Origin of the sequence: Segatella copri (assembly GCF_026015295.1) — a bacterium.
GTDB lineage: Bacteria > Bacteroidota > Bacteroidia > Bacteroidales > Bacteroidaceae > Prevotella > Prevotella copri_C.
This window is the reverse complement of sequence record NZ_JAPDUW010000001.1, coordinates 2,247,666-2,272,499: the sequence shown is the minus strand read 5'-3', so window position 1 is coordinate 2,272,499 and position 24,834 is coordinate 2,247,666. Positions and strand designations below refer to the sequence as shown.

At 46.4% G+C, this 24,834-nt stretch carries 13 protein-coding genes and 2 pseudogenes; 6 read left to right on the top strand and 9 right to left on the bottom strand.

The window, feature by feature from the left end; genetic code table 11:
• Nucleotides 1-98 precede the first annotated feature (98 nt).
• Nucleotides 99-443 (bottom strand): hypothetical protein, encoded by a 345-nt coding sequence (locus tag ONT18_RS09650; RefSeq protein ID WP_118255158.1) that lies wholly within the window; start codon nt 441-443, stop codon nt 99-101.
• 83 nt (nt 444-526) lie between these two features.
• Here ONT18_RS09650 and ONT18_RS09645 point away from each other — a divergent pair, with 83 nt between their 5' ends.
• Entirely contained in the window at nt 527-1,138 is a 612-nt protein-coding gene (locus ONT18_RS09645; protein WP_264905215.1) for an HAD family hydrolase, read from the top strand.
• A gap of 522 nt (nt 1,139-1,660) precedes the next feature.
• Here ONT18_RS09645 and ONT18_RS09640 read toward each other — a convergent pair.
• From ONT18_RS09640 to ONT18_RS09600, 8 genes and pseudogenes are all read right to left on the bottom strand, one after another.
• Nucleotides 1,661-2,821, bottom strand: coding sequence for a dicarboxylate/amino acid:cation symporter (locus tag ONT18_RS09640; protein ID WP_264905213.1), 1,161 nt, complete (start codon nt 2,819-2,821; stop codon nt 1,661-1,663).
• Between the two features lie 87 nt (nt 2,822-2,908).
• Nucleotides 2,909-4,129, bottom strand: a complete 1,221-nt coding sequence (locus tag ONT18_RS09635; RefSeq protein ID WP_264906847.1) for an anaerobic sulfatase-maturation protein — start codon at nt 4,127-4,129, stop codon at nt 2,909-2,911.
• Nucleotides 4,130-4,184: 55 nt separating this feature from the next.
• Nucleotides 4,185-5,708, bottom strand: coding sequence for an arylsulfatase (locus tag ONT18_RS09630; RefSeq protein WP_118141034.1), 1,524 nt, complete (start codon nt 5,706-5,708; stop codon nt 4,185-4,187).
• Nucleotides 5,709-5,733: 25 nt separating this feature from the next.
• Nucleotides 5,734-7,380, bottom strand: coding sequence for a sulfatase family protein (locus tag ONT18_RS09625; RefSeq protein ID WP_118141011.1), 1,647 nt, complete (start codon nt 7,378-7,380; stop codon nt 5,734-5,736).
• A 264-nt stretch (nt 7,381-7,644) separates the two neighbouring features.
• Entirely contained in the window at nt 7,645-9,354 is a 1,710-nt protein-coding gene (locus tag ONT18_RS09620) for a RagB/SusD family nutrient uptake outer membrane protein (protein WP_264905210.1), read from the bottom strand.
• A 28-nt stretch (nt 9,355-9,382) separates the two neighbouring features.
• Nucleotides 9,383-12,336: pseudogene (locus ONT18_RS17400) on the bottom strand (SusC/RagA family TonB-linked outer membrane protein).
• Between the two features lie 100 nt (nt 12,337-12,436).
• Nucleotides 12,437-13,879: pseudogene (locus ONT18_RS09605) on the bottom strand (alpha-L-fucosidase); the annotation flags it as partial.
• 36 nt (nt 13,880-13,915) lie between these two features.
• Entirely contained in the window at nt 13,916-15,136 is a 1,221-nt protein-coding gene (locus ONT18_RS09600) for an ROK family protein (protein ID WP_264905205.1), read from the bottom strand.
• Nucleotides 15,137-15,559: 423 nt separating this feature from the next.
• On the opposite strand from ONT18_RS09600, the gene ONT18_RS09595 reads away from it, so the two are divergent.
• The 5 genes from ONT18_RS09595 to ONT18_RS09575 all read left to right on the top strand — a co-directional run bounded on the left by ONT18_RS09595 (nt 15,560) and on the right by ONT18_RS09575 (nt 24,789).
• On the top strand, nt 15,560-16,525 hold the full coding sequence (locus tag ONT18_RS09595; RefSeq protein ID WP_118081189.1) for an ROK family protein: 966 nt from the start codon (nt 15,560-15,562) through the stop codon (nt 16,523-16,525).
• Nucleotides 16,526-16,573: 48 nt separating this feature from the next.
• Nucleotides 16,574-18,565: a glucosamine-6-phosphate deaminase gene (locus ONT18_RS09590; RefSeq protein WP_264905203.1), complete on the top strand. Its 1,992-nt coding sequence runs from the start codon at nt 16,574-16,576 to the stop codon at nt 18,563-18,565.
• A 23-nt stretch (nt 18,566-18,588) separates the two neighbouring features.
• Nucleotides 18,589-20,931, top strand: coding sequence for a family 20 glycosylhydrolase (locus ONT18_RS09585; protein WP_264905202.1), 2,343 nt, complete (start codon nt 18,589-18,591; stop codon nt 20,929-20,931).
• Nucleotides 20,932-20,941: 10 nt separating this feature from the next.
• Nucleotides 20,942-24,085, top strand: a complete 3,144-nt coding sequence (locus ONT18_RS09580) for a glycoside hydrolase family 2 TIM barrel-domain containing protein (protein ID WP_264905200.1) — start codon at nt 20,942-20,944, stop codon at nt 24,083-24,085.
• A 347-nt stretch (nt 24,086-24,432) separates the two neighbouring features.
• Nucleotides 24,433-24,789, top strand: a complete 357-nt coding sequence (locus ONT18_RS09575) for a P-II family nitrogen regulator (RefSeq protein ID WP_006848366.1) — start codon at nt 24,433-24,435, stop codon at nt 24,787-24,789.
• Nucleotides 24,790-24,834: the final 45 nt, after the last annotated feature.

Here is a 24,834-nt window from a genome sequence, read left to right as displayed (position 1 = left end):
CTTTCTTTGTTGAAGTAGAGTCTGACTAAATCTGCTTGTGTCATAGGTTTTTGGAATTAAAATTATATAAAAAGTGGTTTCACAGGAGTCGTAAGCTTCTAGGTGGAATCGGCAGGAATTTTTCCTGTTGGTTGCAAAAATACAAAAAAATGTTCGAAACCGCAAGCCTTTTCCTCCACTTTTTTAATGTTTTTCTGCGAAAACAATAAGTATTCCTCTGCTTTTTCGCTGAGAATCCCCCGTTTTTCGCCCGAGTGTGGCAATAGGTGGCAATAGGTGATAATAGAAAATGCCCTTGTTGCAACGCTTAAATAGCTAAAAACCAATTGGTTAACTTTAAGTGTGGCAATAGTGGCAATAGTTTTAGAAAAACATTTCTCATACATAGGCTTTCCTTTTTTACTAATAAATGTTATATTCTTGTTATAACTTCTTGAAATCATTTGTTCTCTCCCGAATTTACAGTACTTTTGCAGTAAGTATCTGATTAAAGATTAAAAGTGAAATTTAAAATAAGGTGTAGATTATGCAATACAAGAATATCATATTTGATTTGGGAAATGTCCTGGTGAAGCTCAATCCGGAAGGATGCATCGGGGCTTTCAAGGCGATAGGAATGGGGGAACTGGCTAATCCGAATCCCCAGAGTGAAGGGATGAAGCTGATGAGCAAACTGGGTGTGGGAATGATTACCACCGAAGCATTCTGCGATGCAGCCCGTGAGTTGACAGGAGCAGATGTGACGAATGAAGAAATCATTGATGCTGCCAACAAGATGCTGGTGGAGATTCCTGATGAGAAAAAGGAGCGACTCCTGCAGTTGAAGAAAGCTGGTTATCGCCTCTTCCTCTTGAGCAATACCATTGATATACATTGGGATTATTGCGTGGAGCATCTCTTCCCTTATCGTAACCATGGGGTAGAGGATTATTTCGAGCACTGTTTCCTCTCTCAGCGAATGCACTTGGCTAAGCCTGATGCCCGTATCTATGAAGAGGTAGTCAAGCAGGCGAACATCTATCCCGATGAAACCCTCTTCATCGATGATCTGAAGGAAAACTGCGAGGCTGCCGAGAAGCTGGGCATCCATACCTTCCAGAACGTGAAGCTCGATGATTGGCTTTCACTTCGATTCTGACTTCTTATCATCTGACAGGAATCCCTATCTTGTTATACACATAACAAAGCGAGAAAAATGATATATATAAATTATTGCTACAAAAACAACATATCCGATAGCAAAATGTCATTTTCAAGGCTAAAAACAAGTGGTTGACCCATATCAAGAAAAACATATTGCAATGATATTTCTCGGCAAAAGATGCCGTTATTCGATAAAAAAGTGTTAACTTTGCACTCGTGTTTAAGGAATAACAAATAATAAATTTTAAAAAGGTTAATAATTATGATGACTATTTTTACAATGGCTTTCGCCGCAGTTATGTTTTCAGGTATGGTTCTTTGCATGGGCATGTTCTTGAAACACGTAGTAAACTCAATTCCAGAAATGACTAACATGAGCCATTCTGTTAGCTTGAGCAAGTAAGAATAGAACATACGATATACATAATATATATATGTGAATCACTTTAGAAATAGAGAGAGATTTATATAAAGATGAGGGTGTGTCATAAGTCTGTGACACACCCTCTTTTATTTTTTATTTATCCTTTCTGAATATCTTATCCACGACTATAGCAATGGCGCCATCGCCGGTTACATTGCAGGCGGTACCGAAACTGTCCATCGCAATATAGAGGGCTATCATAAGTGCTTGCATATCAGCATTGAAACCTAAAACTGAGGCTAGCGGACCTAGCGCTGCCATGACAGCTCCTCCCGGAACTCCCGGAGCTGCTACCATGCAGATGGCGAGCACGAAGATGAAGTTGAGAAAGAGGGGGAGATTGCACGGCATGCCATTGATGAGACAGATGGTGAGCGCACAACAGGTAATCTTCATCATTGATCCCGAGAGATGGATGGTGGCACAGAGCGGAATGGTGAATCCGGCAATGCCATCGGTGACGCCGTTTTTCAAGGTCTGCTTCAGTGTTACAGGAATGGTGGCTGCCGATGATGATGTGCCAAGTGCCGTGAAGTAGGCTGGCAACATGTTGAGCAACAGCTTAAAAGGATTCTTGTGGGACAAGCCGCCAGCCAACAGATATTCGTAAAGTAAGATGACGATATGAAGTACGAGAATCACGAGGATAATCTGTGCGAAGACCAGCAGAATGTGGTAGGCTTCGCCGGAGAATGTCATGCCCAGGAAGATGCCGAAGATGTAAAGGGGCAGTAGGGGAATGATGACTTTGGCAATGACACCTGATACGATTTCCTTGAATTCCTGAAAAACGTTCAGCATGGTGCGGCTGCCTTTGTGGGCAATGCCCAGTCCGGCAATGAACGAGAACACAAGTGCACTCATCACATCTACCATGGCAGGTATCTTGATTTCGAAGAAGGGTTTGAGTTCTTCAGCCTTATCTACTGCCACATGGGCTGAGTTGGCTATCATGTGTGGGAAGAGTGCCGAACCGGTGCCATAGGCTAGCAGACCCGCCAGGATGGTGTCGGCAAAGGCGATGCCCACGGTGGCAAGGAGGAGCTTTCCGGCACCATGACCGATGTCGGCAATGGCTGGCGTAACGAGACCGATGATGATGAGCGGTATCATAAAGCCCAGAAACTGGCTGAAGATGCCGTTGAAGGTGAGAAACGCTCTGACGGCCGCTTCATTGAAGAAATTGCCGAAGATTACACCCAACAGGATGGCAATGATGATTCTTGCCAAAAGTGGCATTTTGATTCTTTTCATATTCGTAAAATTGCTTTTTGCCTGCAAAGGTACGATATTTCTGACTTTTTTCCAAGTATTTTGCTGTTTTTTTAGAATCTGTCATGCTTACTGTACAACTTTCATGATGTTCGAAGGTGGGCGCTGCGCCATGAGTTCCTGCTTCATATAATCCATGTAGGGCGCTACATGCTGATAATAATGGTAATAACCCAGACAGAGATAGTTGAGACCGGAATCGCCATACTTATCTTTCATGAAGCGGTTCTTTGGGCATTCTCCATGACAGGCAAACTCCATGTCACACTCCTTGCACTGGCGGGGAAGAGAACTGTGTTTCAGACGGCTGAACTCCTGTTGCTGCTCACCATAAAGCATATCGATGAGCGAATGGTCACGGATATTGCCCAACTTATACTCCGGAAAAACAAAGTGGTCGCAGGAATAAACATCGCCATTGTGCTCCATCACTCCCGCATGACCGCATTCCTTGGAATAAGCACAGATGCCGGGAGAAATACCCATCCAGTTTGCCAGTGTGCAGTCGAAAATCTCAACGAAGATTTTGCCCACATCCTTCCGAACCCATTCATCGAAAATTGCACAGAGAAAGTAGCCCCACTGCTCCGGCGCAACTGATGCCTCGCTCAGCGGAATCTCATTCTTGTCGGCAAGACTTGCCAGGGTACGGCCATCCTCATGTCGGGTCAGTCGCTCAACGATAGGTGTGAACTGCAGAAACTGACAGCCGTTTTCCTTGAAGAAGCGGTAGAACTCTATCGGATGATTGGCATTATAGGCATTCACCACCGCCATCGCATTCCATTCTACCCCGTGTTTCTTCAGCAGTTTGATGCCTTGCATCACCTTCTTCCACGATGGTTTTCCCGCAGCCGTCAGCCGGTAATGGTCATGATCAGGCTGCGGACCATCGATAGAGATGCCTACCAGCCAATGGTTCTGGGCGAAAAACTCGCACCATTCATCGGTCAGCAACGTGCCGTTGGTCTGAATTACGTTGTCGATGCGCCTGCCTCCAGCATACTTTTGCTGTAGGGATAAAGCCTTGCGGTAGAAGTCGATGGAGCGCAGCAGAGGCTCGCCACCATGCCAGGTGAAGAGCACCTGGTTCATGGTTTGCGCCTCAATATATTCTCGGGTAAACTGTTCCAGCATCTCATCGCTCATCAGATGTCGCTGAGCAGTGGGATAGAGCTTGTTCTTCTCCAGATAATAACAGTATTTGCATGCCAGGTTGCAATGGGCACCTGCAGGCTTCAGCATTACATAGAGTGGCTTGGCAAAGGGATTTGCTATGTTGTCGTTCATCATTTTTTCTTGAATCTAGTTGTAATCTCTATCTCTCTGTAACCGGGAGAGAAAATCAGAACTTTGGCAGCGTAATTTCGAAATCCTTGCTGTCTCGATGCTCCTTTCTGATGGCAGCCAGGAGTTCGGTAAGAATCTTAGGATGTTCTGCCGCCACATTATGGTCTTCGTGGATATCGGAAGCCAGATTATAGAGCCGCGGCTCGCCTTTTACTACCACCAGTTTCCAGTCGCCCTTTCTCACGCCAATCTGGTCGGTTTCGTGAAATTCCCAGTACAGGTAATCGTGATGTTTCTGCTCTGCATCCTTGCCCAGAAGGGTAGGAGCGATAGAGATTCCGTCGAAACCATCACCAGCCAACTTTCTGTTGGTATAACGCTTGGCAAAGTTTCTGATGCCAGCCAAATCGCAGAAAGTAGGCAGCAGGTCGTAAAAGGCAAACTGGGTATCGTTCACCGCTCCTGCCTTGATATGCTCAGGCCACCAGGCGATAAACGGTATGCGGATGCCGCCTTCGTAGCACTGGCGTTTCAGACCTTTCAACTTACCGTCACGACCGAAGAACTCCGGGTCGGCACCACCTTCTTCATGTGGTCCGTTATCTGAAGTAAAGATGACAATGGTGTTCCTGTCGAGTCCCTTCTCCTTCAGCTTGGCGAAGATTTCGCCCACATACTGGTCTAGTCGGGTAATCATTCCGGCAAACTGTGCGTGGGTATGAATCGCAGCGTTGTATCTCGAATCTTCCCATCCGCCCCAGGTTTTATCGGTAAAGAACTGTTTCTGGTAATTCTCTAGAATAGAGTCTTCCGGCTGGGCAAGTTCGGCATGCGGCAGGGTATAGGTAAGGAATCCTACGAAAGGATGTTCCTTATCCTGTCTGTCTATCCATTCCAGTGCCTTGTCGTGGATGATGCGGGCAGAATACTGTTTGCGCTTGAAATAATCCTTGCCGAACATCGGATGCTGGATGTTCTGTTCCATTACCTCTCTTACCACCGCTGTATCTCCCATTGCACGACTGTAGCGGTTCAGGAAGTTAGGATAATAGAGATGAGCCTGAAACTGGCAGATATAGCCATAGAATTCGTCCACGCCACGCTTGTCGGGAGTAGAAACCGAACCCTCATATCCGCCAGCCCATTTCCCGAATACACCGGTTCTGTATCCTTTGTCCTTCATGATTTCGGGCAGAATCTTATGCTGCGGGTCGTAAGGTTCCTGTCCTACGACAGAATACTCCTCGTTGTTGCCATATTTTACCATTGGCACACCTCTCCAGTATTCCTTGTTTCCACGCACATGTGTATGTCCCGTATGCTGACCCGTCATGAGGGTAGCTCTCGACGGAGCCGAGACGGGAGAACCGGCATAAGCCTGGGTGAATCTCATTCCCTCTTGTGCCATCCGGTCTATATTAGGCGTGTGGATATAAGGTTGGCCGTAACAAGCCAGATCGCCATATCCCATGTCGTCACACAGTATGAAGAGAATGTTGGGCGGGGTGTTCTGTTTTGCACAGAGCAGGGTAGGAAGACACGCCAAACCTACCCCTGTAAGCCATATTGTCTTGTTCATATCAATATTATTTTGTTCGGTTCCTTTACTCATCTACCTTCAGATTTCTGCGATAGGTAGCGAGGAGTTTCTTCATTTCCTTTTCTACCTTCTGCATGCCAGGCTTGCCGTAGAGGTTGTGCAGCTCGTTCGGATCAACCTGGATATCATACAACTCGTAGTAGTCAATATCGGCATCATTGGTGATGTAGTTGATGGATTTGAGATATTCGAAACACCAGTTTTCTGAAGTTCCCGGTTGGCACTGATACTTGTTTTCTGGAACGGCTCTTTCGCCACCCTTGCCGTAGAAATGAATCAGTTTGTAGCGCTCGGTTCTCACACCATCGTGCTTGCGTACCAGATGATAATTAGGGTAGTCATAATAATGGTAATACAGACTCTTACGCCATTTTCTTACAGGCTGTCCGGCAAACAATGGTTGGAGCGAAGTGCCCGGCATATAGGCAGGCTTCTTCAAGCCCGCCAGGTCGAGGAAGGTAGGAGCAAAGTCGATGTTCTGTACCATCTGGTTGCACTCGCTCTTAGGCTGGATATGCTTAGGATAGCTGATGATGAGCGGTGTATGGAATGATTCCTCATACATGAAACGCTTGTCAAACCAGCCGTGTTCGCCCATGTAGAATCCCTGGTCGGAGGTGTATACGATGATGGTATTATCCGTGAGATGATGCTCATCGAGATAAGTCAGGAGTCGGCCTACACTCTCATCCACCGAAGCAATCACTGCCATATAGTCGCGGATATAGTTCTGGTATTTCCATTCTACCAGTTCCTTACCCGTGAGATTCTTGCTCAGGAATTCTCTGTTTCTCGGCATGTAATAGGCATCAATAGCCTCGCGCTGCTGCGGTGTCATGCGGTTCATCTCTCCCATGAGTCCGGCATACGAGTCTCTGCCTTCCGGTGTAGAAGGGTCGTACATTTCGGGCACTTTCAGGTCGCGTACCATTTCCATATATTCACCGATAGTCATCTTCTGGGTGGATGCAGCCGAGCCTCGGGTCGCATAGTCGTCCCAGAAAGTTTCAGGTAGCGGGAAGTTTACTTTGCCGTATTTCCCAACATACTTGGTGCTAGGCATCCACAGACGGTGGGGTGCCTTATGATGAACCAGCAGACAGAATGGCTTGTTTCTGTCTCTTTGGTCGAGGTATTCGATGGCATGGTCTGTGATGAGGTCGGTGGCATATCCCATTTCCTGCTTGTATTCTCCGTAATGGTCTGTTGATGCGAAGGTCGGGTTGTAATATTGTCCCTGGTCGTTGAGGATGTGATAGAAATCGAAACCTTTAGGACGGCATGACATGTGCCATTTTCCCACTACTGCCGTCTCATAGCCTGCCTTCTGCAGCATTTCAGAGAAGAAGGTTTTGGTGGAATCGATGCCCTCTGCCAGCATGCGCTGTCCGTTCTGATGACTGTAGAGACCGGTCATCAGACAGGCACGGCTTGGTGTAGAAAGCGAGTTTTCAACGAAAGCCTCGTTGAATTTCATTCCCCTTTCTGCAAGTCGGTCAATATTTGGGGTAGGCGCCAGTTGGGAGATGGCACTGCCGTAGGCGCTGATAGCCTGTATGGCGTGGTCATCGCACATGATATACAGGATGTTTGGTTTTTCGCCTGTATTCTGGGCGAAGAGAGATAGCGGCAAGGCTTGAAGGGCAGCCATCGCCAGCAAAGATCGGTTGAAAGGTTGATAATTATTAGCCATAATGTTTTGTATTAAGTTATATCTTGCAAAGGTACGCTGAATATTCGTAATTACCAAAAATTTCGGGATATTTCTTAAGAATATTTCTCTTATTCTTCATAAAGCAACAGTGCCCTTCCTGTTTCACGACAGAAAGGGCACACAACCTAGTCTATTCTCGTACATGATGTGTTGATATAACATAGAATAGTTGATTTCTTATGAATTGGTTACTTAAAAAGTTTACCTCTTCAAGTTTGGGTTCTTCTCACCGTCGGTTGTTGGATATGGACAGTAAATTCTATCCTCAGACCAAGTACCCTTAACGGTAACGCTCTCCTTGGCAGTATATTCCTTGCCACCCTCTTTCGCAACAACGATAGGAGCATTGGCAACGCGATACTCGAAGTTCTTCTTGAGCTCGTCCATGCGGAGCTCATCTGAACGGCGGGTAACCATAGATACCCAGTTACCTGCAACTTCCCATCCGTGTTCAATGTAGCAAGCCTCAGCAAGTTGGGCAGCGCTCATGTTGTCGATCTTTACGGTAGTTCCGTCGCCAAGTGTCACATTTTCAACATCTGTTACGGCACGGCTGCGAACCAGCTTCAAGCATTTCTTAGCTTCTGTCAAGTCAGAGAGGCCTGCACGGGCTGCACTCTCAGCATACCAGAGGAGAACCTCTGAATAGCGGATGAGGTTATGACGGCGGTCATTAACCATACCCTTATAGTTGATTCCCATGTAATCGTATGGCTGTTTGAGCATATTACCCTTTTCGTCAGCATTGACAGTGAAGATAGTGAACATAGGGTGATAAGCATCTACGACAGGTTTGCCATTGTTGTCAAGTTCCCACCAGTAAACGGCCTTGCTGATCTTATCCTTTTTAACTTCCTTATCGCCGATTTTCTCAGTGATAGTCTCCTGGAATGTAACTTTAGGAGCATAAATAGCATTCTTGCGAGGTCCCTCTGGATATCTCTTCCAGAAAGCAATTTCGCCCCAGGCGTCACCCCAGCCACCATCGCCGAGACCTTCGAAGCGACAGCAGGAAGAAAGCTGTGAGTCATGATCCCACCAACCCTTGGCATCGTTGTTGATACCGAGCACGGTCTCCATGTTGTAATTGTTACCCATAGAGTAAACGTCCTTCCAGTCTGGGTTCAAGATGAAGCCATAGGTACCATTGTTGGTGATGACATCCTTAGCCAACTCAGCAGCGAGCTTATAGTATTCTGTTCCCTTATTGAGCGGATAACCTGCCATTGACATATAAACTGCTGCCAAGGTAGACTGTGCAGCCTGTTTGGTAGCCCAAACGTCAACTCCGAACAAGCGGGCAGGCTCCTTGTCATAACCTGTAGGAAGTTCGTTGATGGCATCCTTCAAGTCTTGAACGATCAATTCGTATACTTTCTCAATCTCAGATGGCTGAGCATCAAACTGTTCTATGTTGGTCTTAGTGATAATAGGCAATTTGCCGAATACACGTACCAGATAGTAGTACGAGTAAGCACGCCAGAAGTGAGCGTTTCCCAATGCGGTAGCAATCTTAGCCTTATCACCAGGGAATTTCTCAGAGCCCTCGATAATCAGATTGGCAGTCTTGATAACTGCATAATGCTGAGTCCAGGCTTCTGTAACACCCTTGTTGGCACCATCAGAATCAAATGCATCGAGCGCAGCACAAGCCTGCTTGTTGGAACCAGGGTTAGCAGTGATATCGTCTCCCTGCCACTGTGGATACATAGGGTTAGTCCAACTTTGTGTCTGATTCACTTTATCGTACAGCGTATTAACACCTGCGGTGTAGTCGTCTTCGATGGTATAGAATGTGTCTGGATTCAACTGACCCTTTGGATCCTCATCCAGGAAATCGCCACATGATGTGAGTGACAACATGGAAGCTGCCATGAAGCAACCTGTATATAATAATTTCTTAGTTTTCATAATTCTTACAGTTTTTAGATTGTTGAATTTAGAAGGTTACACGAACACCCATTGTGATGGTACGAGGATTAGGATAAGCACCCATATCCAAACCATTATCACGGTCTACGTTGGCATCACTGAAAGAAGCACCTGCTGGGTCAATACCCTTATAACCTGTGATGGTGAAGAGGTTCTGAGCTGAGAGTGAAAGACGGATGTCTGCCAACTTGGTTACGCTGCGTGGGAATGTATAAGCTACGCTGATATTCTCACAACGGAAGTAGTCGGCATTCTCGAGCCACTTGTCTGAATTACCATAGTTCTTGTTCTCTGCACCGATGGTAGGCATTGTTACACCTATATTACTGAAGTGATCCTTGTCTGTAACGAATCTTGAAGCACCAACCTCTGCATTCATTGCGAAACGTACGATATTCAAACGTTTTGCACCGAAGGCTGCATTGCAGAACATGTTGAAGTCCCAGTTCTTATAGGTAATGGTGTTGTTCCAACCTAATGTGACATCAGGATTTGAGCGACCCAATACGAAACGGTCTGTACCTGCATTTGGAGAAGCAGTCTTGGTTCCGTCTGCTGCATAGTACATGTCTACATACTGTCCCTTGTCGTTCTTTTCTACTCCAGCCCACTTGAATCCGTAGAATGTACCGATAGCTTCACCTTCCTTAATGATAGTACATGGGTCAACAGTACCAGGAGCTGGCTTCTCGCCATAAATGATAGGTTCATCGGCTGTCATCTTAGTTACCTTGTTTTTGATGTAGCTGGCATTGAGTGTAGATGACCATGACCAATCCTTGGTCTGGATAATCTGACCATTGATGGTTACGTCAACACCCTTGTTGTTTACCTCGCCGGCATTTACCCAATATTTGGTTGCACCCAAGTAGCCAGGAGCTGCCGTCTGCAAAAGAGCATCCTTGGTGGTCTTGTTGAAGTAGTCGAAACTGATGCTCAAACGGTTACCGAAGAAACCGAGGTCAACACCGAGGTCAAACTGGTGAACCTTCTCCCAGGTCAGGTCTGGTGTAGCAAAACTGTTTGCCCAGTAACCTGTATAAGACTGGTTTGTTCCGTATGAGAAACCTGTTGATTCCAAAGTTCCAAGAGTAGAATAAGGAGCGATGTCCTGATTACCGATGATACCATAGCTGGCACGGATCTTCATGTATTCTACTGCATTTCTGATAGGCTCCCAGAACTTTTCGTTAGAAACAGTCCAAGCACCTGCGATAGATGGGAAGTAACCCCACTTCTTGTTGGTGAAACGGCTGGAACCATCGGCACGGAATGTACCGGTCAGCATGTAGCGGTCTGCATAGTTGTACATGACGCGGGCAACGCCAGAGAGCATGGTCCACTTGCTGTAACCATTAGTCGGATTCTTGGAAGCTGCATCCTGGATATTCCAGTAACCTAACTGCTCGTGGGCAATACCGGTACCGGTCATTTGCATTTTGCGAACCTCGTTAGAAGAAACTTCCCATACACCGGTAGCTGTCAATGCGTGCTCGCCCCACTTGCCCATGTAAGTCAAATTGTTGGTAGACTGCAAAGCGGTTACTGTAGCATCGCCATTTGTCATGGAGTTACCTGAAACATTTACTCTGGTTGAAGTGAAGTTGTACCACTTATAATCATTATAGTCGATACCATTTGTGGTGGTGAATGTCAAGCCTTTGAGAAGGTTGAACTTCAAGTCAATGGGCCGGTTACCATGGTACGCTTGCGGTCGTTGTCGCCATCATGGAGAATACCGTAAGGGTTGTTCTGGATACAGTTGTAAGGATCCACATTGTAGTTGCCGTTAGGTGCCATCATTTCCATCGTTGGAGAGTAGTTCAATCCTACCCAGATAGGGTTAGACTGGTTCTGCGCAAAACCTGCACCAGAGTTGTCGGTCTGAGCAAGGTTGATATCGGTGGTCATCTCTAACCAGTCGAAAATCTTATTGTGCATGTTAGCCTTGATAGCGTAACGTCTTGATTTTGTATCTGTGATAACACCCTTCTGGTCCATATAGTTGGCAGAGAAGTAGGTCTGAGTCTTCTCATTGCCCTGAGAAACTGCTACCTTATAGTTCTGGGTGATTCCAGTCTGGAGCAACTCGTCCATCCAGTCGATACCTGGTTTGGTTCCGTCAAGATAACCTTGCATCGCACTCTTGGCTACACCCTTGTAGTCAATCAAAGCCTGTGCATATTCTTTGGTTCCCATTACCTCAGGAATGTGGTAAGCGTTAGAGATACCGAAACTTGCATCGAATGTTACCTGGGTAGCACCGGCAGAACCGCTCTTGGTCTGTACCATAACTACACCATTGGCACCGCGGGCACCATAGATGGCGGTAGAAGATGCGTCCTTCAATACCTGGATGCTTTGGATATCTTCAGGGCTGATGCCCTCAAGACCTGTCTCGCGAACGATACCGTCTACTACGTAGAGAGGGTCGTTGCTCTTGTTTACAGAGCTTGTACCACGTACACGAATCTTCATGGCTCCACCAGGAACACCGCTTGACATTACCTGCACACCAGACATGCGTCCGTTGAGGGCATCCTCAACACGTGCAACAGGCTGGTCCTTGAAACTCTTGCTGTCCAAAACTGCCACAGAACCAGCCAAGTCAGCCTTCTTTACTGTACCATAACCGATGACTACGGTCTCTTCAAGCATGTTGGCATCATCCTGCAAAGTGATGTTGAGCGGACTACCGCTCCATGTGAGGGTCTGTGATTTGTAACCCACATAAGTGATGGTAAGTTTGGCACCCTTTTCGATGTTGCTAAGGGTGAAGTTACCATCCAGGTCAGTTACGGTTCCACCGGTCTTACCTTCGATTCTGATGGTTGCGCCGATGATAGGTTCTCCGGTAGCGTCTTTAACAGTACCTGTACATGAGTTTTGCTGCTGGGTAGCTGTAGCAATGGTAGAATTGCTTTGAGCAGCCAATGCAGAAACAGTGCAAAGAGGTGACATCGCACCTAAAAGCGCTGCAAAATACAAATTTGCTCTTTTGTTCATAGGGCTATTATTTATTGTTAGTTATAAAAATTTTCGTACTTCTTTCTAGTTATTAGAATGCTGAAACAGAGTTTATACAAGGGCATCCCTTTGCATCGTCGATTACGATGCGGATGCCACTTGTAGTAATCATATCGAAGCGAAGTATTCGCTTGTAGCCGATAGTGGTAGTCTCTTCCTTAGGGTCGATCCTTACCCAGTTTTTGCCTTGTCGGTAATAGATTGAGAAGGCTTTTACGCGCTGCCCCAGAGGTATGTATTCCTGGAGCATGAGGCGTGTGATAGATTTTGGCTTTCCGAGTTGAAACTCGATATAGGCATCTTTTTTCTTTTTAGAAGCCCAGAAGGTGTCATACTGGCCGTCTGTGATATTCTTGCCAATGTACTTGCCTTGCTGGCTGTCTACTTTAGGTGTGATGCCTTTCAGTAGATTGACAGATAATTCTTGTCGGATTTTCCTGTGGAAGTTTACTGCATTTGCAGAGTCGATAGGGTGGATGAGTCCATCCTTGTCTACCGGGAAGTTGAGTAACATGGTAGCGTTGTGTCCTACACTCTTGTAGTAGAGATCGCACAGGTCTTCAACGGTTTTTACCTTACTGTCTTCTTTCTCATGGTAGAACCATCCCGGGCGGATAGAAACATCGCACTCAGCTGGTGTCCACTGGTCGCCGTCTTCCCATCCAAACTGCAACTGTTTGTAGTCTTTGAAGCCTGGATAGACGGTGTTGGATGGTATTGTAGACCAGCAGGTCTCGCCTGCAAATCCATTTTCATTTCCTACCCATCGGCATCCCGGTCCGCCATCACCGAAAAGAATGGCATTGGGTTGTAAACTGTCAACAATTTCGAAAATCCTAGGAAAATTGTAGTAGTTCCTTCTGTCGATGGTTCTGCTTTCTTCGGCACCTCCGTACCAGCCGTCTCCTCCGTTGGCTCCGTCAAACCATACTTCGAAAAGTTCGCCGTAGTTGCTCAGAAGTTCCTTGAGCTGGCGCTGGTAGAGCTTCAGGTAGTAGGGAGAACCGTAGCTTGCCTGGTGTCTGTCCCAAGGCGAGAGATAAACTCCGAATTTCAAACCGTATTTCTTGCATGCTTGGGAGAGTTCTCCTACCACATCACCTTCACCATTCTTATAAGGTGTGTTGCGGATGCAGTAATCTGTGGTGCGTGTAGGCCAGAGGCAGAAGCCGTCGTGATGTTTGGCTGTAATGATGACTCCTTTCATGCCCGCAGCAACCAGGGTTCTTGCCCATTGTTCGCAATCCAGTTTCTTAGGATTGAAGGTCTTTACATCCGAATTTCCGTATCCCCATTCCTTATCATTGAAAGTGTTGAGGCCGAAATGGATAAAAGCATAGGTTTCCAGTTTCTGCCATGCCACCTGCTTGGCGGTTGGCACAGGTTGGATGGGGTCTACCTGGCTGTAGTTGCGCTGGGCGGCAGCTGTTATGGTTGCCAGCCCCAGGCATAGTGCAAAAAGAAGAGACTTCTTCATACTTAAAATAGGTTTTGTATTGGTTGTTTAAATTCCTTATTTGTCGATGTTCTCATTCAGAAGCCGGTATCTTGCCATCAGACAGGCTCCCGTGATTCCTGCAAGACCTTTCAGACTTGAGGTAACGATCATAGAATCCTCATTCATGATGTTGAGAGAGAATTTCTTGATACCCATTTTTACCGGTAGCGTGAGGTAGTCGCCTGTAACCGACATTTCTCCTCCGATGACCAGCATTTCTGGGTTGAAGATGTTGATGACTCCTGCCAGCTGCTTGCCAAGTTCATCTGCTATGCGCTGCAGTGTGGCAAGGCTCAGTACATCTTCCTTTGCTATGGCGTCCAGGATATTCTGGAGTGATAGGTCTTCATTCTTTTTCAGAACTCTTTCAGAGAGGATGGAAGTCTTTCCTTCCTTTATCTTCTCGATGAGTTTCCTTTTGAGTGCTCTGCCCGAAACTTCTGTTTCTATGCAACCAATCTTGCCGCAGTGGCAGATGATGTTGTTGTTGTAGGCAGTCATGTGACCGAATTCGCCAGAATATCCCGACTTGCCGTAATAGAGTTTGCCGTCGATGATGATTCCGATTCCGATGCCCCAGCATACGTTCACGAAGATGGCGTCTTTCAGGCCTTTGCACTGTCCCTTAATCAACTCAGCGAAAGCCATGCTCCGGGTATCGTTCTCGATACATACAGGTAGCTGTATAAGCTGGGTCAACTTGTCGGCCAATGATTCTTTCAGGAAGGTGAACATGTTGTAGGCATTTCCCTGTACAGGATTCACGCGCTCAGCCACGTTCACGCAAACTTGAAGTATTTCTTCTCTTGAAACAGGAAGGCTTTCGATAAACTCATTGATGATTCTGCTTATCTCTTCCAGGTTTTCAGGAGAGTTCTCATATACGTAAGGCACTCTTGTTTTTTCGGTAATCAGATTGCCTGCGAAGTCGCTTGCTGCAAGTGCCAGGCAGTTCATCTCAGGATTGACGCCGATGAAGTAGCCTGCTGTTGGAACGAGGTCGTAAACCATCGGGATGCGTCCCGAAGAATTGTCTTTCTTTCCAATCTCTCTGGCGAGTCCTTCTTTTATCAACTCGTTGAGGGCACTTGTTGTTGTCGGTAAGCTAACTCCGATAGCCTTCGACATCTCTGGGATGGTGGAGGCTCCGTGAGAGATAAACTGCTCCAGGAGCTTGCCCTGAACTGAGGGCTTTTTGTTTATCTTTCTAAGATATTTTATTAAGTCAGCTTTCATAACTAATATTTTTTAGTTGCAAAGATAAGGTTTTTCTGTATTGGTGCAATATTTTTGCTGTTAATAAAACTTAAATAGCGAAAAATAGTATACTTTTCGTCGTTTTCGAACATTCTGTTTCATCCTATACCTTATTATATATAGAGAGGTTGGATACGTAAGTGCACAAAAGGGGGTTACACTTAATCGGCATCAGAAGCGAGCGAAGTGCAGGTATTTCGGCCATAAGAAGGCTCAAAGTATAAAAAATGTTTCTGTTTTAGAAATATTAACGCTATTTTCATTGCTGTGTTTGATAAAACTAGTAACTTTGCAAAATAAAATATTTTAGTAACGAACTGAGCGTTAATAAAGAATTTAATAAATAAAAGTTTGTATCGCTCCTCGTTATTTTTCGATTTTAACCTATTAATTAAAAGAAGTATGGAATACGATGTAAAGTCTTTAGTGATTGGCTTGGATTTGGGTGGAACCAATTCCGTTTTCGGCATCGTTGATGGGGACGGAGAAATAATAGCTACAACCTCAATCAAGACCCAGACATTCCAACGCGTAGAACAATACGTAGAGGAGTCGGTAAAAGCTGTGATGCAGATAGTAGAACAGGTAGGTGGTATGGAGAAAATTCGTGCCATGGGCATCGGTGCGCCTTGTGGTAACTATTACAAGGGGACCATTGAAAATGCAGCAAACCTGGTATGGGCTAAGGGTATTGTACCGCTGGCTGACATGTTTGCAGAGAAACTGGGCATTCCGGTTGCTATTACCAATGATGCAAATGCGGCTGCTATGGGAGAAATGAAATATGGTGCTGCGGTTGGTATGAAAAACTTCGTAGAACTCACTCTCGGAACAGGCGTAGGATCGGGTATAGTGGCTAACGGACAGCTGATTTATGGTTGCGACGGTTTTGCCGGTGAGTTGGGACACATGGTAGTGGATCCTGACGGTAGACCATGCGGCTGTGGCAGAAAGGGCTGTCTGGAAACCTACTGTTCGGCTACAGGCGTGGTCCGTACTACCTTGGCCATGCTCGAAGCATCAACTGGGGCAACTGAGCTGAGAAATATTCCAAGGGAAGAAATTACATCTTATGCAGTTTATAAGGCAGCCATGGCAGGAGATACACTGGCACGGGAAGTGTTCAGACAAACCGGTACAAGAATTGGCAAGGCCTGTGCAGAGATAGCTACCTTTCTGAGCCCGGAGGCTTTTATCTTCTTCGGAGGATTGGCACAGGCTGGCGATCTGCTCTTCCGTCCTATTGAAGAAGCATATAACGAGCATGTGCTCTCATTATATAAAGGTAAGGCTAAGTTTCTGATGAGCGGACTGGATGGTGCCAAGGCTGCTATCCTGGGTGCTGCAGCAATGGCATCTGAACTCTAATCCGTCATTTTAAAAAAAAATATAACCTATTTAAATATAGATAAAGATATGAGACTCAATCTTAGTTCGCAAATCGTACTCAATAAAGTACCTGTAGAGTTCTACAAGCCAAAGACGACTGTAGAATACTCTGAAATCTCCAGAATGGAGAAGATTCATACAGATATCTTTGCCTCTATGGCAGAAGGTGCCAGTCATGTAGCTGATAAAATAGAAGCTGGTATCAAGGCGGCACAGCAGGAAGGCAAATTCTATGTGATGGCGCTGGGTGCCGGTTCTTCTCTCTATTCTGTATACGATGAACTCGTTCGCCGTTACAACGAGAAGACCCTGAGCTTCCGCAATGTTGTTGTATTCAATGCATACGAATATTATCCGCTCCAGAAGGACAGTTCTCTCCGTACCATCAACCAGTTGAAGGATCGTTTCCTCAATCATGTGGATGTGGCTGAGCAGAACATCTTTACACTGGATGGTTTTGTGGCACAGGATGCCGTACAGGACAGTTGCCGTCTTTATGAGCAGCGTATCAAGACCTTTGGCGGTCTCGATGTAGCTCTCATAGGTATAGGCCGTTCGGGTAATATTGCTGCCAACGAGCCAGGTTCGGGCATCCAGTCGATGACACGTATCATCCTCATCGGCAATACCTCTCGCGAAGAGATGGAGAACAGCGAGCAGACCAAGGAAACCATTCCTCCATGTTCGCTCACCATGGGTATCGCTACCTTGCTCTCAGCCAAGAGCATCTATCTGACAGCCTGGGGCGAAGAGAAGGCAGAGATTATGCAGAAGGTGGTGGAGAACTCTATCACAGATACCCTGCCGGCATCATTCCTTCAGACTCATCCGAATGCTCATGTTGTCATCGACCTGGGTGCTGCTCATCATCTGACACGTATTGAGCATCCATGGCTCGTAACTTCATGCCAGTGGAGTGATAAACTGGTGCGTTCGGCACTGGTATGGCTCTGCCAGAAACTCGGTAAGCCTATCCTGAAGTTGACCAATAAGGATTATAATGAGAACGGACTGAGCGAACTTCTGGCTCTCTATGGCTCAGCCTATAATGCCAATATCAAGATTTTCAATGATTTGCAGCATACCATTACCGGATGGCCAGGTGGTAAGCCGAATGCCGATGATACCTATCGCCCAGAGCGTGCAACACCATTCCCTAAGAAGGTTATCGTATTCTCTCCACACCCAGACGATGATGTTATCTCTATGGGAGGAACCATCCGCCGACTGGTACAGCAGAACCACGATGTGCATGTAGCTTACGAAACATCAGGAAACATTGCTGTGGGTGATGAGGAAGTAACAAGATTCATGCACTTTATCAATGGTTTCAACCAGCTTTTTGCAGACTCAAAAGACAGCATCATCTCTAATAAATATAAGGAAATCAAGACCTTCTTTGCCAAGAAGAAGGAGAGTGACTTCGATACGAGAGATATCCTGACCATCAAGGGACTGATCCGCCGTGGTGAGGCTCGTACCGCTTGTACTTATAATGAAATTCCGCTTGACCATGTCCACTTCCTCGACCTGCCATTCTATGAGAGCGGCAAGATAGAAAAGTTGCCAATGACCGAGAAGGATGTAGAGGTAGTGAGAGCTCTGTTGCAGAAGGTGCAGCCGCATCAGATTTATGTTGCCGGCGACCTTGCTGACCCTCACGGAACCCACAAGAAGTGTACTGATGCCGTTCTGGCAGCTATCGACGAAGAGAAGAAAGCGGGTGCAGAATGGTTGAAGGACTGTCGCATCTGGATGTATCGTGGTGCCTGGGCAGAATGGGAGATTGAGAATATCGAAATGTGTGTTCCATTGAGCCCTGAGGAGTTGCGGGCAAAGCGTAACTCTATTCTCAAGCATCAGTCGCAGATGGAGAGTGCTCCTTTCTTGGGCAACGACGAGCGCCTGTTCTGGCAGAGAGCCGAAGACCGTAACCGTGCTACTGCATCGCTCTACGACCAGTTGGGTCTGGCATGCTATGAGGCCATGGAGGCTTTCGTGGAGTACAAACCATTGTAATACCTTATTAATATATTTAAATCATGGCAAAGTTCAATCGTTTATTAGGCTCGTTTGTAGCCTGTGCAGCGATGCTGGGTGGTATCTCCTCTCCGGTATCTGCTGCCGATATTAATATTATCCCGATACCGGTGAAGACTCAGGTACAGAAAGGTGAGTTCGTATTGCCACAGAAGGTGGTAATCGCTTACCAGACGGCTGAAGGCAGAAATATCGCCCAGTACATGGCTGACAAACTGAAGGCTTCTACAGGTTATGAGGTAACGGTAGGTGGAAAGAAGGGGAATATCTCTATACAGATTTCTCCTTCGCTGAAAATTGCCGAGGAAGGTTATCGCCTTACCGTAACCGCCAAGGGGGTTGTTATTAAGGCGAAGACCGCCAAGGGCGCCTTCTATGGTATGCAGAGTTTCATGCAGTTACTCCCTGCCCAGATAGAGAGCGCAACCCGGGTGGATGGGGTGAAATGGGTAGCACAATGCTGTGATATCCAAGATGCTCCACGCTTCGGCTACCGTGGATTCCATCTCGATCCATGCCGCCATTTCATTTCTGTCGAGAATGTGAAGAAGCAACTGGACCTGATGTCTATGTTCAAGGTGAATACCATGCACTTCCATCTGACGGAAGACCAGGGCTGGCGTATCGAAATCAAGAAATATCCTAAACTTACTTCTGTGGGCAGTATCCGTACCGAGGGCGATGGCTCTCTTTATGGCGGTTTCTATACCCAGGAGCAGATTAAGGAAATAGTGGATTATGCTGCCAAGCGCTATATTACCGTGATTCCGGAAATCGACCTTCCTGGTCACATGATGGCAGCTATCTCTGCTTATCCTTATCTTTCATGCAAAGGTGAGCAGTGGTCGTTGAGAACTGTTTGGGGTGTAGAGGATATCGTGATGTGTCCGGGCAAGGAAGATATGTTCCGCTTCCTGGATGACATCTTTAGTGAGATTGTTCCTCTCTTCCCAGGTAAGTACTTCCATATCGGTGGCGACGAGTGTCCGAAGACCAGTTGGAAAAACTGCCCTACCTGTCAGAAGCGTATTCAGACTGAGGGTTTGCAGGCAGAAGGAAAGCATTCGGCAGAGGAAAGATTGCAGAGCTACGTTATCAAACGCATAGAGAAAATGCTGGAGAAGCGTGGCAGAAAGATTATCGGATGGGACGAGATTCTGGAAGGCGGATTGAGTGAGAATGCTACCGTGATGTCATGGCGTGGAACGGAAGGAGGTATCGAGGCTGCCATGCAGAAGCATGATGTCATCATGACGCCGGGCAGCGACGGTATGTATCTCGACTGGTATCAGGGCGACAGCAAGGTGGAGCCTGTAACCATTCCTAGTCCTCCTAGATATCTGGCTTCTACCTATAATTATAATCCGGTACCTGATACCATCAAGGCGTTGGGACTGGCTCATCATATTCTGGGCGTTCAGTGTAACAACTGGTCAGAATATATGTATTCCAATGCCAAGATGGAGTATATGATGTATCCTCGTGCCATTGCTCTCTCTGAGATTGCATGGTCGCCAGTGAGCAGGAAAAACTTCAAGGATTTCTGCCGCCGACTGGATGCAAACTGTGTTCGCCTGGACGAGCGCCATATCCGTTATCATATCCCATTGCCTGAGCAGCCTTTCGGTTCTTGTGATAAGGTGGTCATTACTGGGGATACTGCGGTAACCTTTACCACCTCGCGTCCTATGAAGATGGTTTATACATTGGATGGAAGTACACCAACTCCTTCTTCTTCGGCTTATGCAGAGCCTATCAGGGTGAGTGGAAACACCATTATCAAGATAGCAACCATATTGCCTTCAGGCAAGATGAGCCGTATCAGAACCATTGATGTTGAGAAGCAGACTTATGCTCCTGCTGTTAAGGTGGAGGACGCAAAACCTGGGTTGCAGATGAAGCGCATTAAGGGCAACTATCTGAAGGTTGACCAGCTGGAATGGGCTGATGCTGCCTGGGAGTGTGCAAACATCGAGGGCTTGGAGCAGATGAAGATTCAGCAGAAGGATGATGCTGCTACCTTGCGCGGTGCCAATAATTATGCTGCCATCGCTGAGGGCTACATCAATATTCCGGAGGATGGTGTCTATTATCTCTCTTCCCGTCTGGAGCAGGTTTGGATTGATAACAAACTCATGATCAGCAATGAGGGGGATGTGAAGGCTGGTACCAATCATGATACTTCTGTAGCATTGGCTAAGGGATTGCATCCTTTCAAGGTGGTTTTCCTCAGCAATATCGTTGGCGGCTGGCCTTCATGGTGGAGCAGTCTCGGCATTGAAATGCGCAAGGACAGCGAACAGAAGTTTACACCAGTAGATAACTCTATGTTTTTCAGAAAATAATAAAACAGATATGAGCATCAGAAATATAGCAAATGTATCGCTTTGCCTCGCCTTGCTGTCTGTCGGCAATGGCGTGGCGGCTCAGAACGAGTCGCGCTGGCATAATGTGGATATCAACCAGCAGAACCGCGAACCTCGCCGTGCTGCTTTCTTTGCATACGAGACCCTTGACAAAGCACAGAGTTTTGACAAGAGGAAGTCGGTCAACTATCTTTCGATGGAAGGCATGTGGAAGTTTAACTTCGTGAAGGATTATAACAAGCGTCCTGCCAACTTCTTTGCAGCCAATTATGACGATTCGGAGTGGAAGGATTTCCCTGTACCGGGGCTGTTCGAACTGAACGGTTATGGAGATGCTACTTATAAGAATGTCGGTTATGCCTGGGCTACCCAGTTTGATCCGAATCCTCCATACATCAGCGAACTCAACAACTATACGGGTTCTTATCGTCGTACCTTCGAACTTCCTAAGGACTGGAAGGGCAAGGATGTCTATTTCCATGTAGGTTCGGCTACCAGCAACCTGACCCTTTGGGTGAACGGCAAGTATGTGGGATATAGTGAAGACAGCAAGGTGGCTGCCGAGTTTAATATCTCCAAGTATCTGAAGCCGGGCAAGAACCTGATAGCTATGCAGGTGATGCGCTGGTGCGATGGTTCTTATTTCGAGGATCAGGACTTCTGGCGCTTTACTGGTATAGCCCGTGAGGTTTATCTCTATGCACGTCCGAAACTTCATGCTGCCGATATCCGTCTTGATGCCGGTTTGATGAATAATTATCGGGATGGTATCCTGAACTATCAGATAGCACTGAAGGGCGGCAAGACTGATGTGACTGTTGCCTTGTGCGATAAGGATGGCAAGCAAATAGCATCGGCTACCGGAGCTCAGGGTGTAATCAAAGTACCGAAGGTGAAGGCTTGGACTGCTGAGACACCTTATTTATATAAGGTATACATCTCTCTGAAGAATAAGCAGGGGGTAGCGGAGGTGATTCCGCAGAAGGTGGGCTTCCGCAATGTGGAAATCAAGAACGCCCAGTTGCTGGTGAACGGCAAGCCTGTACTGATTAAGGGTGCCAACCGGCATGAGATGGATCCGGATGGTGGATATGTGGTAAGTGTAGAGCGCATGATTCAGGATATCAGAATCATGAAACAGTTGAACATCAATGCGGTTCGTACCTGCCATTATCCTGACGATCCTCGCTGGTATGAACTCTGTGATGAATACGGACTGTATCTTACTGCTGAGGCTAACCTCGAATCTCATGGTATGGGATATGGGGAGAAATCACTTGCTAAGTTCCCTGAGTATCTCCAGACTCACATCGAGCGCAATGAAGGTAATGTGAAAAGTTTTATCAATCACCCTTCTGTCATCGTATGGAGTTTGGGTAATGAGTGTGGTTACGGCATCAACTTCGAAAAGACCTATGACTGGGTGAAAGCGCTCGACAAGACCCGTCCTGTTCAGTATGAGCGTGGCGGTTATGACAGCAAGACCGATATTTACTGCCCGATGTATATCGACTACGAGGAGAGTGAGAAATATTGCAAGAGTGATGGTGTTAAACCATACATCCAGTGCGAATATGCTCATGCCATGGGTAATTCGGAAGGTGGTTTCAAGGAATATTGGGACCTCATCCGTAAGTATCCTAAGTATCAGGGTGGCTATATCTGGGACTTCGTAGATCAGGGCATTCGTGACAAGAGTCCTGTCACCGGTAAGGAAATCTTTACTTATGGTGGAGATTACGGCCGCTATCCGGCAAGTGACTATAACTTCAACTGTAATGGCATCATTGCTCCAGACCGCCGTCTGAATCCTCATGCTTACGAGATTCAGTACTATCATCAGAATGTATGGATTAAGGACCTGGATGCTGTGAATGGTGCTTTCAAGGTTTACAACGAGAACTTCTTCAGGAATATCGATGACTTGAACCTGACAGCTACGGTTTATGCCAATGGTGTGAAACTGGCTACAGTTGAGATTCCTGAAACAAAGGGTATTGCTCCTCAGGCTACCAAACTGATCAAGAGTGATGAACTGAAGTATGCGGTGGCTGAGGCTGAATCGAAGCATGCAAAGGAGGAGATTGTTCTTAACTTTGCTTTTGCAAGCGATGGCACACAGCCGCTGGTAGACAAGGGCCAGGTGATGGCTCGCCAGCAGTTTATCATCAGTGATTATCAGTTTGCCAAACCGGCGGTTCCTGCTGTTGCTGCTGCACCAACCAAGAAGGGTAAGGTGCAGGAGACAAACAGTATGGAGGTGGAGGAAACCAACTCTTATGTGAAGGTCAGCGCACAGAGAATGTCTGTTACCATAGGCAAGAAGACGGGTATGATAGATTATCTCGATGTAGATGGTGAACCGATGTTGAAGTTCCGTGAGAGTATGACTCCGGAATTCTGGCGTGCTCCTACCGATAATGACTATGGAGCATCTCTGCAGAAGGAGATGAGAGTATGGAAGAACCCGCAGATGAATCTGAAGTCTTTCGACAAAAATGTGAGTAAGGACAATGTGGTGCTGACAGCTCTCTTCGATATGCCTGATGTGAAAGCTCAGCTGATGCTCCGCTATGACATCAGTGCTGCGGGCGAGGTGAATGTTACCCAGAAGATGACTACCGACAAGGAGGTTCAGGTTGCCGATCTGTTCAGATTCGGTCTGCAGTTGCAGATGCCTGCTACTTTCTCTAAGCTCGAGTATTATGGTAGAGGTCCTGAAGAGAACTACGTAGATCGTCATTCTTCTGCTTTTATCGGCAAGTACGAGTCTGACGTGAAGGATGAATATTATCCATATATCCGTCCGCAGGAGAGTGGTAACCATACCGATATCCGCTATTTCTCTATCTTTAATCCAACCACCGGCAAGGGGATTACCTTCGAGGGGTATGAACCTATGGAGTGCAGTGCCATCCCTTATCTGGTAGAGGATTTGGATTCTGGTATCGAGAAGACGCATGCATGGGGACAACACAGTGGTGATCTGGTGGATAAGGGACTCGTGCAGTTGCATATCCAGAAATGCCAGTATCCTTTGGGCTGCATCGACAGTTGGATGACCAAGCCTATGGAGAAGTATCGTCTCCATTATGCTGATCGTGAATTTACATTCAAAATAAAGGCAAAATAAAATTTCCGTTATAAAACTCAGATATATGCGGAAATACGGGTATAAGATTAAGTTCAAATAATAAAGTAACCCTAGTTTTAGGGTTGAGAGTTTGTTTTTAGGTTTGCCGCTTGAGGGGTCTTTGGGGCCTTTCAAGCGGCTTTTTTATTGTTTGTTTCAAAATGAAACGAATAATGTGTAATTTGCTTTCATTTTGTTCTGTATTTTAAAAAGAACTATGCAAAATAATAGCTAAATAAAAATAACAACATCAAAAAGTAAGTGATGTTGCGAAATATTAAGCAAAATGTCGTACCTTTGCACCAGAAAACAAACAAAATGTAAATTAATTAATAGGAGAGATTAACATGAAAAAGATTGAAGCAATCATCCGTAAGACTAAGTTTGAGGATGTAAAGGAAGCATTGCTTGCCGCCGACATCGAGTGGTTCTCTTACTACGATGTAAGAGGAGAGGGCAAGATGAGACAGGCTCGAATCTACCGTGGTGTCATGTATGATACCAGCAGTATCGAGCGAGTGTTGCTGAATGTTGTCGTGCGCGACAAGAACGTAGAGAAAACGATTAATGCCATCCAGGAGGCTGCCCGTACAGGCGAGATTGGTGATGGTCGAATCTTTGTAATTCCTGTAGAGGATACCGTAAGAATCCGTACAGGTGAAAGAGGCGACATCGCTCTCTATAATGCTGAGCAGGAGAAATAAAATGCTAATTGGAGGAGAGAGAATAGTTTTCAGGTTTAAAGAACA

Excerpts from the sequence above, each read along its gene's own strand:
- ONT18_RS09650 (WP_118255158.1), bottom strand. The coding sequence starts at position 443 with ATGATTTCAAGAAGTTATAACAAGAATATAACATTTATTAGTAAAAAA.
- ONT18_RS09645 (WP_264905215.1), top strand. The coding sequence starts at position 527 with ATGCAATACAAGAATATCATATTTGATTTGGGAAATGTCCTGGTGAAG.
- ONT18_RS09640 (WP_264905213.1), bottom strand. The coding sequence starts at position 2,821 with ATGAAAAGAATCAAAATGCCACTTTTGGCAAGAATCATCATTGCCATC.
- ONT18_RS09635 (WP_264906847.1), bottom strand. The coding sequence starts at position 4,129 with ATGAACGACAACATAGCAAATCCCTTTGCCAAGCCACTCTATGTAATG.
- ONT18_RS09630 (WP_118141034.1), bottom strand. The coding sequence starts at position 5,708 with ATGAACAAGACAATATGGCTTACAGGGGTAGGTTTGGCGTGTCTTCCT.
- ONT18_RS09625 (WP_118141011.1), bottom strand. The coding sequence starts at position 7,380 with ATGGCTGCCCTTCAAGCCTTGCCGCTATCTCTCTTCGCCCAGAATACA.
- ONT18_RS09620 (WP_264905210.1), bottom strand. The coding sequence starts at position 9,354 with ATGAAAACTAAGAAATTATTATATACAGGTTGCTTCATGGCAGCTTCC.
- ONT18_RS09600 (WP_264905205.1), bottom strand. The coding sequence starts at position 15,136 with ATGAAAGCTGACTTAATAAAATATCTTAGAAAGATAAACAAAAAGCCC.
- ONT18_RS09595 (WP_118081189.1), top strand. The coding sequence starts at position 15,560 with ATGGAATACGATGTAAAGTCTTTAGTGATTGGCTTGGATTTGGGTGGA.
- ONT18_RS09590 (WP_264905203.1), top strand. The coding sequence starts at position 16,574 with ATGAGACTCAATCTTAGTTCGCAAATCGTACTCAATAAAGTACCTGTA.
- ONT18_RS09585 (WP_264905202.1), top strand. The coding sequence starts at position 18,589 with ATGGCAAAGTTCAATCGTTTATTAGGCTCGTTTGTAGCCTGTGCAGCG.
- ONT18_RS09580 (WP_264905200.1), top strand. The coding sequence starts at position 20,942 with ATGAGCATCAGAAATATAGCAAATGTATCGCTTTGCCTCGCCTTGCTG.
- ONT18_RS09575 (WP_006848366.1), top strand. The coding sequence starts at position 24,433 with ATGAAAAAGATTGAAGCAATCATCCGTAAGACTAAGTTTGAGGATGTA.